This window comes from Lonsdalea quercina, from assembly GCF_900107885.1.
In the GTDB taxonomy this organism is placed as follows: Bacteria; Pseudomonadota; Gammaproteobacteria; order Enterobacterales; family Enterobacteriaceae; genus Lonsdalea; species Lonsdalea quercina.
In genome coordinates, this window is record NZ_FNQS01000020.1 from 1 (window position 1) to 13,867 (window position 13,867).

Here is a 13,867-nt window from a genome sequence, read left to right on the forward strand (position 1 = left end):
GCCGATTTACGTTCTGGTGAAATGTGCTTCACGATATGGTTCCATCTTGTCATTAATGTTTTCGATGGGGGTGCCATCTATCCTGACAGAGGGGGCATCGCTGAGTTTGGCAAAGAAATAACTGACCTGATTTTCCGTCATTACTTTGCCCTGGCGTAGCGTCCGCCGACTGAATTGGTTGATATTAAACAACTGCTCGCCTGCCCTGCATTTCAGCCTCGGCAAGTAAATGCTCCAGATAAGGTCGTAGCCGTGAGGCGATGGGGACAATATGTTCATCATGGCTTTTACTGCCTTCACTCTGAATAAACAGGGTGTCATAGACCAGATCGATATCTTTGACGCGCAGATGAATAAGCTGGTTCAGACGGATAGCGGTGTAGTTGAACGTTTCGACCATGGCCAGCCAGAACCAGGCCGGATAGAACGGTGAACGGTAGCCTCGCTGTGTATTCTCCTGTTCAATAAAATGGTTCAGTATTTTGCGTGAGGCAGAGGATCTGCTCGCGGGACAGGGTTTTCTTTTTCTTGCGGGATTCCCGAAGCGATGTTTTATGAAACGGATTGATAAACTGCTCCAGAGGGCCCTGTTCAATCGCGAAATTATACAGTGCCCGCATATGGCGCATAGAGTGATTCCAGCTCACCGGCTTGATACCGCGCACATTTAACAGATAGCTGCGCCACTCCAGAACCATATGAGGCGTTACTTCGGCGGGCAGGACGTTGCGCCAGTGGGTAAACTGATTTACCGCCGTGTGATAGCAGTCCTGGGTATCAGGGCGCAACAGACGGGCAAAAAAATACTCTTCCAGGAGTTTTTCAAAGGTCATTTGCATCTTCTCCTTCACTGAGTAAGAGATGAGGGTTATTGAAGGGAATGTCATCTCCAAAAAGCGGCGTGGGATCGTCAAGAAGATATCCCTTCAGACGTGAGCTACGGCGCGGACCGACAACGGCGCACTGCCAGATGTTGAGACCGTTTTTTCTTTTTCGGTGAAGGTGCAGATTCTGAAATCCTTTCTGTACTTCCCGCCAGCGCTCCGCGGGTACATTCTGGCCGCAGGCGTCCAGCCAGAGTTTGAAAATACCGGGAGTGACCAGAAACGCCGTCCCGGCGACGGTGTGGATCCGGGCGTTGGGTTCGTTTATTTCCAGATGCTGCGCCCGGCAGTTATCAACCAGCCACTGCCGGAATGCTTCGCCCGAAAGTGGCGTGTCATCTGGTTCGGTGGATGATTGTTCCACAGGTGCGTCTCCTGAAACTATGGCTTCTGTTTCTTTTAGCGCCTCCGTTAACGGCGTAACTGTTCCACTAAAGATTGCAGGACGTTGCTGTGGATCCTCCCAAATCAGCGAGGGGGTGAAGCACAATAGTGTGAGTTCACTGCTCCAGCCACCGTTGGCTGCAATCCGGCAATGCCATATAGCCTTGTCTACGCACGGGATCAGTAACTGATGCGTCTGCGTCTCACCGAACAGCCGCACGTTATGCTGCGGTACGGCATCAATACCTTGGCGCAGCAGCCAGCCACGCACGGCCTCGGCAGCGTTCTTGCTGACCAGCCACAGAGCCTCTTCAGCCAGCCAGCCGTCAGAGCCGCCGTTCGGGTTATTGAGCCGGAACTCATGCGCCAGCAGATCGCGCAGGGCGGTGATAATTTGCTGCGGCAGCGACGCTTGCGGGCGGTGAATTGCCTTAACCGGATCGCCGCCGAGATTAAACGCCACCGACGCCCGGTCAGCTTTCTGCACCAGTTCACCCGCCAGCCCGGCGTACTGATATTGCCCGTTCAGGCAGTGCAGCAGAGTAGATAACGCAGCGGCGTCGGCGGCGAGCCAGTCGAGGTTTTCCGGCGGGAGAAGTTGGGTAAGCAGAAGGGCTGCCGCAGCCGGATGGCGCAGATAATCACGTTGCGGCAAATAGCGGAACCGATAAGCCTGGACCAGTGGACCATGCCATGGAAACCAGCGTTGCCCGCTGGCATCTTCCACCTCAATATCGGTGACAAGTTTGCCCACATCGTGCAGCAGCGCAGCGTAGATGATGACCGTTGTCCAGCTTTCGGACTGAGCGGCCTGATCTTCCGGCGCGGTATCAGGCGGAAAAAGATAACTCTGCCGCAGCCGTGCGGCATAACAGGCGGTTTCAAGGCTGTGATCGAGCAGACCGCCCGCATGAGCGTGATGGTGGTTTTCCGAGGCGGGAAATGACTGCGCCAGTTCCGCAAAGCGGTGGAGCGGCGTTAACCAGAAGCGTTCAAATAGCGAGGCAGGAAGCGCGGTGCTCTGGCGAATAAACTGGATAAGCTGCTGGCGCGATGAGACAGCCAGTAGTGTTTGCGAAGATTCAGGTTGCAGCCATCCCTCCGTGGCGCTCGGCTTGCCGTCGGATGGTGTGGTTTCTGGTTTTTTGCGCGTCAGCCATATCCGCATAATGGCCCTTTATACCCAATGAATTTTGTGTTGCAGGAAAGCCAATGCATCTGCAACCCGAAAGACGAAGGGAAGCCCCTTTTCGGGTAAGCCCGTTACCCCTTCACTCTCTTCCCCTTAACCTTTGGGATTTTGCCTTTTGGTGCCGCCAGATTTGGGACAAAATTGTTTATTGGGCCGCGCAAATTTATTGGAGTAAAGAAAAACGGCGGAGCAGGGATGCTCCGCCGTGAATATGAAAGTCATGCGCTCAGCGCTAACGGCTGCTGCGCCCGTTCAAGCAGGTATTCGCAGGCATTACGCGCTAATCCGCTGGCACGGAAAATCGCTTTTTTGTCCTGATGCAACACCTTAAGCCACGATGTGATGTAGCTGTCATGCTGTAGCTTCGCCTGAATACCAACATGGGCGCACAGGAAGGCAGAGCCCATTTCGGCGACGAGTTCCTCAAAACTGTACGCCGGATCGCCGAAGGTGTGATTTCCTGCGGTGATACCGTCCCGGTTCAGCCGTGAAGCGTGTCCGGTAGCGTGCGTCAGTTCATGCAGTAGTGTGCCGTAGTAATCCTCACGCGAATCGAACTGCTCAGGATGCGGCATGATGATGCAGTCGCGCCCTGGCGAGTAATACGCCCGACTCTGGCGTCGGTGAGTGATCGTCACCGCGCTTTGACGGGCAACCTGCTCGGCAGCAGCGATGGGATCATCGACCATCACGACAGGCTGTGAAAACGCTTCCGGCAGTCCTTCACATTGCTGAATATTGAACAGCCGGAACTCGCGTACCACGGCATAAGACGTCACTTTAGGATTGCCGTCAGCATCAAGAACCGTATTCCCATTGCTGTCCACTACCTCGCGCTGCTGGGGCAGATAGAACACGGCCAGTGTCGATTTTTCGCCTTTGCGGATGTTACCGCCCGCATTGCGAATTTGTGTGAAGGTCAGCCAGCGATCGCTCTCATATCCCTGTCGTTCTGCGCTGTTCCAGAGCAGAGGGATGTTGATGCCATGATAAAACCGCCCGGATAAGGCATTCATCGGCACCACCGGTTCCCCTTCCCGCCACGGGCGAACCCAGGGGATCACGCCTTTCTCCAGCGCGGCGATAATTTCATTGGTGACTTTCTGGTAAAGATCGTTGCTTCTGTTCATAAGCGTAACCTCATGATAAAGAAGCCGGGTACAGCGCTCCCGGTCGGGTGTCGCCCGGCTCGGGGAGTGAAGGATGCTGAGGTAATCAGCAGGTATGAAGGGCAGTAACCAACAGATGGTTATCTTCAAGCGCTAAGCGCAGCGGAGTCATCAGCGGTACATTGCTGCTGCCGTCAGAAGGCAAACAGTACAGACCGAAATTGATGCTCTTACGGTCCGGGCCTGCGCTTTTGAATGTCAGCATGGTCACGACAATCAGATTTTCTAGGTGGTCATCTTCCTGAGAGGGAGCGGGTGGAAAACTGACTACCTTTTCCCAGGCCTCAGATGAGACAGACAATGATAAGGATTTTGCTTGAGGGCAAGATGAAGTTGGCATCGTGTTTCTCCAGTGATGAAAGCAGAGAAACACCGCCCGTAGGGAGGGATTCCCTGCATGGTGGGGTAGAGGATGTATCAGGCGCTAAGCGCTGTCCGCGAGGGTGATACGGAGCGGACGAAAAGGCGAGCCTCACCGGGTAGGGTGGCAACCTGAAGGCTCTGGTTGCGGGTCAAACTTTGTACAGATTAATGCGGTATAAAAAATAATCAAGCATCACTCTTATCAGGGCGAAAGTTCGGGGATTGTTGCTCTGGAGTCCGGTCTGGTCTTCAGTGCCAGGTTGAGGATTTAATCGATGCTTTATGTCTGTAACACTGAAAGATAAACTGTGTACATCCACAGGAGTTGTAAATCACGCATCGCTTAACGGTTGATACGCAGAGCCGTGCGTTGTAACGCAGGAAGGCATATGACCAGTCGTCCCCAAATGATTATTAACGTGTTACAGGCAAATCCCGGTAAGCAGTTCACGGCCCGCCAACTGGCGCAAAAAATTATTGATCATTACAGTGCCGAGCTGGCCGAAAAAAGTAAAAACCCACGTTTTACCAGCGATGAAGACTTTTTGAGCCAGATTACCGCATAGGTGGGTGGCAGCCGGACCGTTAAAGCGAAGGCGATGTGTCCACAGGTGATGACGCGTGATAAGCCAAGGCCGCGCTTGTTTTATTGGGGAGAATCTGCGCTGGAGCAGAAGGTTGCCAATGTGGCTCCCGAGCCAACGGTTGAAACTGTCAGCCTTACTGAGCACTCCTTGTATCCGATCCTGATTGATTACCTCTCGCAGGAAGAAGGGTTACTGTGCCGCCGAATTGACGAAAAGCGTTCCAGCAACAACAAGGGGCTGGGGGGAAACCATTGGCTGTACCCCGATATTGTAGCACTGGAGCCTCTGGATAAGGACTGGGATGAGGCGGTGCAAAACTGCGTTCGTCATAGTGAAGGTCGTTTAACACGGCTGTGGTCTTTTGAGGTGAAACAACGTGCGTGAATGTTTCTTCCAGGCGGTCAGCAACTCCAGTTGGGCGCATTTCGGCTATTTGGTGGCGACTGAAATTAACGAAGATAAGCAGCGTAGTGTGGAGCGTGAGTTGCAGATGCTCTGTGCGCTGCATGGTATTGGTGTGATCCTCCTCGATCCACATGACTTCAGTAACAGCCAGACGTTGATCCCGGCGCGGGAACGTACCAGTGTCGACTGGCAGTCAGTAAACCGTCTGGTGGAAGAGAATCGGGATTTTAAAGATTTTATTGAGCTGGTGGGGGAATACCATCAGACTGGAAAAATTCATAAATCGTTGTGGAATAAGTAGTCCATAACAGTTACGCGATAAATTGATAAGACTCGGGCTTACAACCTAGTGAGACTGTAGTTAATGAGGCAGTTTTCTGAGAAACACATGAAATTAACCCTTACCCAGCTTGAAACGTTGTTGCTCCGTGCGTGTGATGATTTGCGTGGCAGCATGGATGCCAGTGAATACAAAGAATATATTTTCGGCATGTTGTTCCTTAAGCGCGCCAGCGACCTGTTCGATCAGCGCCGGGCTGAACTCAGGAGACAGTTTAAGGACCAGGGCATGCCCGAACTGGACATTGAGCTGGCGCTTGAGGATCCAGATAACTACTCAGGTAAGTATTTCTATGTTCCCCCGCGTGCTCGCTGGAACGAATCATGGGAAGAAATTGTTGAAGAGAACGACGGTACGAAAAAGGCGGTCATCCGGCCTGCACTGAAACATGTGAAAGTTGGGGTTGGCAGCGCCCTAAATAAAGCTTTGGAAGCGATTGAAGAAGCCAACATCGACGTTTTACAGGACGTACTAAAAGGCATTAACTTCAACCGCAAGATCGGTCAGCGTACTCTGGATGATGATACCTTGGCTGATTTTGTGCTGAACTTCGAGAAGATTCCGCTTAAAGATGAGGACTTCGAATTCCCCGATCTGTTGGGATCGGCATATGAATGGTTGATTAAATTCTTTGCTGACTCCGCAGGTAAAAAGGCTGGAGAGTTTTATACCCCGGCGGAAGTCGTGCGGATCTGTGTTGAGATCTGCGATCCTGAAGAGGGCATGAGCGTTTATGACCCGACCGTTGGCTCGGGCGGCATGTTGATTCAGATGCGTGACTATCTGCGAGAAAAAGGCGGTGATGCGGATGAAATCGCGCTCTACGGTCAGGAAAAGATAGGCACCACTTGGTCTATCTGCAAAATGAACATGCTGCTACATGGAATTTCGCATGCTGATATTCGTCAGGAAGACACCCTGCGTGAACCACAGCATCTGGATGAAAAGGGCGAGTTAAGACGTTTTGATCGCGTGGTGGCTAACCCGCCGTTCAGCCAGAACTATATCAAGAAGGATATTAAACACCCTGGTCGTTTTGCTGTTTGGCTGCCAGAGAAAGGCAAGAAAGCGGACCTGATGTTTGTTCAGCATATGTTGTCTGTGCTGAAACATGATGGGCGTATGGCGACCGTTATGCCTCATGGTGTGTTGTTCCGTAGCGGTGATGAACGTGAAGCACGGAAATATTTTATCGATCATGGTTATCTGGAAGCCATCATCGGTTTACCCAGCAACCTGTTCTACGGTACGGGGATACCTGCCTGTATTCTGGTGATGAATAAAGAGGGAGCAGCCAAACGCGAGTCTGTCCTGTTTATCAACGCCGATCGTGAATACAGCGAAGATAAAGCACAGAATCATCTGCGTCCGGAGGATATTGATAAAATTATCAACGCATATCGCAAGGGAAAAACGATCCCGGGCTATGCGCGAGTTGTCCCAACTGATGAGATTATCAAAGAAGATTACAACTGTAATATTCGTCGCTACGTGGACAATGCGCCGCCGCCGGAACCCCATGATGTTCGTGCGCATTTACACGGCGGTATTCCGCTGTCGGAAATCGAAAGCCTTGGCCATTTCTGGCAAAACTATGCCGGGTTACGCGCAGATTTTTTTGCGCCCCGTGATGCTGAGTATATGAATTTTTCCCCGTCTTTGGTGGAGAAGCGTGATATTGCTGAGTTTGTTAACCGACATGCAGGTGTACTACAAGCGAATCAGGAGTTTATGGCGCAACTGGAAGCGTGGTGGGAGCAGAATCTGCCGATTGTTGAAGCGTTAGCCCCTGATGCAGCCAATCAACAGGCCCGGCCACGTAATGTTTATGTAATGCGCAGCCAGTTGATGGACAGCATTCATGACGCATTTGCGCAGCAAAACTTGTTAACTTCTTTCCAGGTGCGCGGTGCTTTTGCCAGTTATGTGAACTACCTGAAGGCGGACTTCAAGTCTATTGCTGCCAGTGGTTGGGGGGCAGAACTGATTCCGGACGAGGATATTCTGCAAAGCCAGTTCCCTGAGGTACTGGAAGAGCAGGCTAATGCACAGGCCCGTTTAGCCGAGCTGCAGGCGTTATTTGCTGCGGCGGATGACGAGGACTTTGAAGATACCGATGATACTGGTGTGATGACCTCTGAACAGGTGAAAGAGCTGAAAGCGAAGCTGAAAGATGCCAAAGGCATGGTTAAGCGGTGTAAGCGCGATCCGGGATTGGGAAGAGCTGAAGAGTATCAGGAAAAGGTTTCCCAAATCGAAGCACAGTTGAAGCGTCATAAAGTACTAGAAGACGAAGCTAAAGAGCTGAAGAAAGTTATTAAGGGCGTTGAGAGTAAGCGCGATGAGCTTGTTTTAAGCGCTCGTGAAAAAATTTCCCAAGATGAGGCTCGTGTGGTTATTATCGAACGATTAAAAAAATTACTGATGGAGACTTATAATCGATACCTGCGAGCGGAACAAAGAACATGTATACATGCAATTGAGAACTTATGGTCAAAATATGCGTTAACAACGAAACAAATTGAGGCTGAAAGAGAAAGTTCATCGCAGCAATTACAATGCTATTTGATGGAGTTGGGTTATGAATAATGGCTATTTTAAAAGTGTTTTGTTAAAAGATCACATTGCAGAATTGCCTAAATCATTTTTGCCTGCGTCTGCTGCGAATGATATGGGATATTATGATTTTTTCTGTTCTAGTGCAGAGAAAAAAACTACAGACGTCTGTCTGCAAAATGCTCCAGCTGTAATTATGGGTACAGGGGGCGTAGCATCTGTGCATCTCGGACAGTCTGGATATTCATATTCAACGGATACATGGGGTATCCGTTCAAGAACATGTGAATTAGATACGGAATATTTATATTACTTATTACAGTTACGTCTTGAAGAAATCGATTATTTTGCATTTGAAGGAAGTGGACTTAGGCATCTACGTAAGGACTATATCCGAAACATGTTGATAGATTTCCCCAAAAAAGAGGTCGCTTTAAGAATTGTACAAATTTTAAAATGTATTGATGGGTTAATTAATAATGTCAAGTTGTTAATTGATAAATATAATAAAATAAAAACTGGCCTAATGTATGATTTACTAACACGAGGGATTGACTCTGATGGTAAACTACGCCCCACATATGAGAGTAATCCTGATTTATATAAAAAAACCTCTTTAGGAAATCTTCCAAAAGACTGGTCCGTTATTAAATTAGGTGACTTACTGGCACCGGTTTACAGTAACTTTAGGAGTGGACCTTTTGGCAGTGCATTATTGAAATCTGAGCTTGTGGAAGAAGGCATTCCATTTTTAGGTATTGATAACATTAAGACTGAGAAGTTTGATAATAATTATAAGCGTTTTGTATCTGAAAAGAAATTTAACGAATTGAGAAAATACTCTGTCAGGGAGAGAGATGTTATTATAACAATAATGGGAACCGTAGGACGAGCTGCAGTTGTACCCCAAAACATAGGTAAAGCATTATCATCAAAACATTTATGGACAATGACATTTGATGAGTCGTATATAATACCAGAATTAGTTTGTTGGCAGCTTAATTACGCACCATGGGTAAAGTCTTGGTTTAGAAAGGAAACTCAAGGTGGAATAATGGATGCAATACAATCTAAAACATTGAAATCATTATTACTGCCTGTTCCAGGAAAAGAAGAGCAAAAAAATATTTTCGAAAGATATTCAATGATAACAAAAAAAATACATTCGGAAGAGTACAACCTTCAAAAGTTATTAGAACAAAAAAAGGGTCTTATGCATGATTTACTTACCGGTAAAATTTTTGTTTTAAGTAAATTGGAAACTAGAGATATAACCCATGTCTGAATACACGGAAGTTGAACAGCCCTTTCTGCAGCAATTGCAATCACTGGGCTGGGAAATTATTGACCAGGGACAGGACATTCCCTCCGATCCGGCTAAAAGTATGCGCAGCAGCTTCCGACAGTGGCTGCTGCCGCAGATTTTTACTAACGCAATAGCGCACTTAAATGCCGGATCAGACGGAAAAACATGGTTAACAGACAAGCAATTACAGGATCTGCAAGAGCAGATCCTGCGACAACCCAACCGTACTCTACTGGAAGCTAATGAGGCGATCCAAAAGCTACTTTTTAAAACACAGGTGGATATTAATAATGCCACCAGTGAGTCTGACCCAATAGTTAAATTAATCGATTTTGAACATCCGGAAAATAATCACTTTCTGGCAATAAACCAGTTCCGGATTGATACTCCTGGCTGCGTAAAACAATTTATCATTCCCGATATTGTTTTATTTATTAATGGTATTCCTCTGATTGTCGTGGAGTGTAAAAAAGGTGGTCCAACCTGTTCTAACCCTATGGCTGAGGCATATATTCAGCTCCAGCGTTATATGAACAACCGTAAAGCAACAGCGCTGCAGGGGTTAAAAGAGGGGGAGCCTCATTTATTCCATAGTAATTTATTTTCGGTCAGAACGACAGGCGTTGAAGCGGATTACGGCACGATTACTTCCGGGGAAGAGCATTTTTATCCCTGGAAGACACAATGGCCGCAGGAAGACAATGTTGCCAGCGATATGAACGCACAGCAACAGCTAATCAATGGCATGTTAAATAAAGCGAATCTGTTATCCATCCTGCGGACATGCTCTGTATTTATGGATACCGATGCTGGCCCGCGCATCAAGGTTGTCTGCCGTTATCAGCAGTTTCGCGCTGCTAATAAGATCTTACAGCGTTTACGTGAAGGTAAAACCACGGAAGAAAAAAGTGGTGTAGTCTGGCATACCCAGGGGTCGGGTAAGAGCCTGACGATGGTTTTTGTTGCCCGAATGCTGCGCGTTTCAAACGATCTTCACGATTATAAAATCATACTGATCAACGATCGTCTCGATCTGGAGGAGCAGCTAACCGCTACGGCAAAACTGATTGGTGGACGAGTCAATGTTATTGAAAGCAATAATACGCTACGAAAAGAGTTAGCCACCAACACTTCCGATATCAATATGGTGATGGCGCATAAGTTCCTGGTTGCGCAGGAAAGCCTCCCCGTATCCGTTGCTAAAGCGCTAGGAAACTACCAGGCTATTCCAACGGGCAAAACATTTGGTGTTGTGAATACCTCTTCACGAATTGTATTAATGATCGATGAAGCACACCGTACCCAGAGTTCAGATCTGGGCAGTAATATTTTTGAGGCCTTCCCTAATGCGGCCCGCATTGCCTTCACAGGAACGCCGCTGATTACAGAGCGCCATGGTGAGAAACGTACCGTCAAACGCTTTGGCGAATATATCGATAAGTACAAATTAATGGATGCCGTTGAAGATGGCACCACATTGCAGATCCTTTACGAAGGCAGGACTGCTGATGCCGCGCTGAATGATAAACATGGCTTTGAAACGGAGTTTGAGAATCTCTTTAAAGACCGAACGGAAGACGAATTAGACGCTATTAAGAAAAAGTATGGCGCCACAGGCGATATTCTGGAAGCAGAGCAACGTATTGCAGCTATTGCGAGCGATATGGTGAAACACTATCTGGAGCATATTTTTCCTAATGGCTTTAAAGCTCAGGTGGTATGTCACTCCAAACTGGCGGCAGTCCGTTACCAGAAGGCTATCCATCAGGCATTAAAAGAGAAAGTGGACGAGCTTGAATCTGCGGACGTACCTGACCACGAATTAATTAATCGGATCAAGTTCCTCAAAGCCGCGGTCGTGATATCTAGTGATGGCACCAACGAAGCAGCATTTATTACCGAGACACGTAAACAAGCCCGCGCCTGGAATGCGGTAGAAAATTTCTGTAAGCCATTTGCATTTGATGACCCTGATAAACCTTATACGGGAATCGCCTTCCTGGTTGTCTGTGACATGTTATTAACCGGTTTTGATGCACCGATTGAGCAGGTCATGTACCTGGATAAAAAAATCCGCGAGCATACGTTATTACAGGCAATTGCCCGTACAAACCGGGTGAAAAAAGGGAAACAACGTGGTTTTGTTGTGGATTATATCGGCCTTACTCACCATCTTACCGAGGCATTAACTCTTTATGCAGCCAGCGATGAGCACCAAGAGCTAGCCGAAGGATTAAAAAATATCAATTCAGAGGTCCCGGTGCTGCAGGAGCGCTATCAGCGCTTGTTGAGTTTATTCTCGTATCACCAAGTTAATGGCATCCAAGATTTCCTTGAGGGACGATTACCTAACATAGCAGCAGAAGCTGCCGTAGTGAACGATGCTGTCCGTTTGCTGAAAGACGAGAAGCTACGGGCGGATTTTGATGTGTACCTGAAAAAATTCCTCAGCAGTCTGGATATCATCCTGCCGCATAGTGCGGGCCAGATTTACCGTATTCCGGCAAAGCGTCTGGGATATATCCAGCAAGTGACGAAAGAGCGTTATAAAGACGATTCGCTGGATTTGGGAGATGCCGGCCAGAAGGTACGCGAACTGATTAATCAGCACCTCATCAGTCTGGGGATTAACCCTACGGTTCCTCCCGTTGAACTGCTCTCAGATAACTTCATTGAACAGTTAAATCAGCATACAAACGGCAATGATGAGGCGAAAGCCAGCGAAATGGAGCATGCAATTCGTAAGCATTGCACGGTTCACCATAATGAAGATCCAGCTTTTTATAAGAGCCTTTCGGAAAAAGTGGAACAATTGATCGACCTGTATCAGGATCAATGGAAGAAGCTGGCGGAAGAGTTAGAGAAACTGCGTAACGTTGCGATTACCGGGCGTCAGGATGGGGAGGAGGGGATGAGCCGGGAGGCCACTACGTTCTATGAACATATTGCTCATGAAGCGTTCCCGGGTGGCGAGATACCCGTGTCAATAAAACCCAAAATTAGAGCGCTGATGGAAGCAATTGTTGAACTTCTGCAACAAAGCATCGGCAGCATTGACTACTGGCACAACAGCAGCAAACAAAAGAAAACGCGTAGTGAGATCAAAACGGCTCTGACGCTAACCGGGGTTCCTGAATTAAAACAGGCAAGAGAACGAATTGCGGTAGAAATTATGAAGCTGGCAAAAAATCGACATAATGCCTTACTCCAGAACTCAGCGGAGAGCAAAAAACCATGATGCACCGACGGGTGAAGGACATCGACTATCATCTCGCGCCAGGTACCACCCGGCGTACAACGGATATCGTTATCGAAAGAGACGGTCAGGTCATTGTTCGCCCGCCAGTACACTTCACCCCTGAACAGGCGGATACCGTTGTTTTTCAGAAACGCATGTGGATTTATCGTAACCTGGCGGAGTGGAAAGATCTTAATGCCACTACGGTGGCGCGTGAATGGGTAAACGGCGAGACCTTTCTCTATCTGGGAAGCATGTATCGCTTATCTCTGGTTTCCGATCAGCACTTGCCGCTACTTCTCAGAGATGGGCGATTTTGCCTTAATCGGCAGCTTATTGAAAAAGGCGGCATAGCTGCAGCGAAAGGCGCGTTTGAAGACTTTTATATAACTAAAGGCCAGCAGCGCATCAGAGAACGCACTTTGTTTTTTGCGCCTAAAGTCGGAGTGAAAGCAGAAACGATCCGGGTGAAGGAAATGGGATATCGCTGGGCCAGTTGCGGTCATAGCGGTACGCTGAATTTCCACTGGAAATGTATGATGGCCCCAGCGAAGATCATAGATTATATCGTGGTTCATGAACTATGCCATTTTCACCATCGTAATCATACGGACGCTTTCTGGAATGAAGTTGATAAAGTCATGCCTGACTGGCGAGAGCGTAAGGAGTGGCTGCGTAAACATGGCGCTAGCCTGGATCTATAGTTTGATCTGAATTATGGGAGAAATCACACCAACCGTCCCACCCCTTCGCCCCACTATCCTGCGCACCTTAACCCCGCCCGCCAGCGCGCCATTCACCGCCACGCCAACCCTCACTCCAGCCCACGTCATCGCGCCCAGCCAGAAAGTTGGCAGCACCAGAAACATCGATCCCATTACCAGATTAACAATCACGTCATCCTGCGTATTCTGGATCCCGGCCAGATTCCAGCTACTGTGGGTATCGCTGTTGTAGAGAACATCCAGCAGCCAGCTATCGAGCCACCGTGCCAGTTCCCACCAGAAGGTGAGGAAAAACAGGGCAAACTGCACAAACGTCAGCGTAATCACCGCCTTCACGTCCCACGCCGAGCATAGCGTTATCAGTGGAATACAGATCACCAGCGCCATTTGCAGTAGCGCCTGTACCATCGGCAGTGCCTGACGCACGCTGTCGAATGCCGGGAACGCGGCTATGCTACCGAGAATATTTCCGGCGCTGGAGGTCAGTCGTGTGGCGGCATTGATGAGTGTGCCATCGACATTGCCGCCATAACCGGGATAAACACGCCCGTTCTGCGATACCTGCATATTGCGTTCACTGACCAGAGAGCGCAGTACGGCCTCTTCATATACTTTCTACGGTTCCCCCTCTGTCAGGATAGATGGCACCCCCATCGAAAACATTAATGACAAGATGGAACCATATCGTGAAGCACATTTCACCAGAACGTAAATCGGC

General features: G+C 48.6%; 10 protein-coding genes and 2 pseudogenes. 7 read left to right on the forward strand and 5 right to left on the reverse strand.

Annotation, left to right across the window (positions count from 1 at the left end):
- Positions 1–93: 93 nt before the first annotated feature.
- The 4 genes and pseudogenes from BLU64_RS17830 to BLU64_RS16750 all read right to left on the reverse strand — a co-directional run.
- A pseudogene (locus BLU64_RS17830) lies at positions 94–833 on the reverse strand (tyrosine-type recombinase/integrase); the annotation flags it as partial.
- A complete protein-coding gene (gene mobH, locus BLU64_RS16735; RefSeq protein WP_074729442.1) occupies positions 823–2,436 on the reverse strand; it encodes a MobH family relaxase in 1,614 nt (537 codons plus the stop codon). The pseudogene BLU64_RS17830 and the gene mobH, both read right to left, overlap by 11 nt.
- Positions 2,437–2,678: 242 nt before the next feature.
- The gene (locus tag BLU64_RS16745; protein WP_036153749.1) at positions 2,679–3,590 is read right to left on the reverse strand and encodes an ArdC family protein; all 912 of its coding nucleotides are present in this window, start codon (positions 3,588–3,590) and stop codon (positions 2,679–2,681) included.
- 85 nt (positions 3,591–3,675) lie between these two features.
- Complete coding sequence (locus BLU64_RS16750) at positions 3,676–3,969, reverse strand: hypothetical protein (RefSeq protein WP_026744301.1); 294 nt, start codon at positions 3,967–3,969, stop codon at positions 3,676–3,678.
- A gap of 412 nt (positions 3,970–4,381) precedes the next feature.
- Here BLU64_RS16750 and BLU64_RS17715 point away from each other — a divergent pair, with 412 nt between their 5' ends.
- The 7 genes from BLU64_RS17715 to BLU64_RS16775 all read left to right on the forward strand — a co-directional run bounded on the left by BLU64_RS17715 (position 4,382) and on the right by BLU64_RS16775 (position 13,128).
- A complete protein-coding gene (locus BLU64_RS17715; RefSeq protein WP_235195137.1) occupies positions 4,382–4,558 on the forward strand; it encodes a hypothetical protein in 177 nt (58 codons plus the stop codon).
- Between the two features lie 45 nt (positions 4,559–4,603).
- Entirely contained in the window at positions 4,604–4,963 is a 360-nt protein-coding gene (locus BLU64_RS17720; protein WP_244888435.1) for a hypothetical protein, read from the forward strand.
- Positions 4,956–5,285 carry a hypothetical protein gene (locus tag BLU64_RS17725; RefSeq protein WP_235195138.1) on the forward strand — a complete coding sequence of 110 codons (330 nt, stop codon included), beginning with the start codon at positions 4,956–4,958 and terminating at the stop codon, positions 5,283–5,285. Before BLU64_RS17720 ends, BLU64_RS17725 begins: the two co-directional genes overlap by 8 nt.
- 87 nt (positions 5,286–5,372) lie before the next feature.
- Positions 5,373–7,913, forward strand: coding sequence for a type I restriction-modification system subunit M (locus BLU64_RS16760; protein ID WP_074729444.1), 2,541 nt, complete (start codon positions 5,373–5,375; stop codon positions 7,911–7,913).
- Entirely contained in the window at positions 7,906–9,165 is a 1,260-nt protein-coding gene (locus tag BLU64_RS16765; protein WP_051625608.1) for a restriction endonuclease subunit S, read from the forward strand. Before BLU64_RS16760 ends, BLU64_RS16765 begins: the two co-directional genes overlap by 8 nt.
- A complete protein-coding gene (locus tag BLU64_RS16770) occupies positions 9,158–12,424 on the forward strand; it encodes a type I restriction endonuclease subunit R (protein ID WP_026744303.1) in 3,267 nt (1,088 codons plus the stop codon). The genes BLU64_RS16765 and BLU64_RS16770 overlap by 8 nt, the downstream gene beginning before the upstream one ends.
- Before the next feature lie 11 nt (positions 12,425–12,435).
- A complete protein-coding gene (locus BLU64_RS16775) occupies positions 12,436–13,128 on the forward strand; it encodes a M48 family metallopeptidase (RefSeq protein ID WP_244888436.1) in 693 nt (230 codons plus the stop codon).
- Here BLU64_RS16775 and BLU64_RS16780 read toward each other — a convergent pair.
- Positions 13,123–13,761: pseudogene (locus tag BLU64_RS16780) on the reverse strand (conjugal transfer protein TraG N-terminal domain-containing protein); the annotation flags it as partial. The gene BLU64_RS16775 and the pseudogene BLU64_RS16780 sit on opposite strands and share 6 nt — an antisense overlap.
- Between the last annotated feature and the right edge of the window lie 106 nt (positions 13,762–13,867).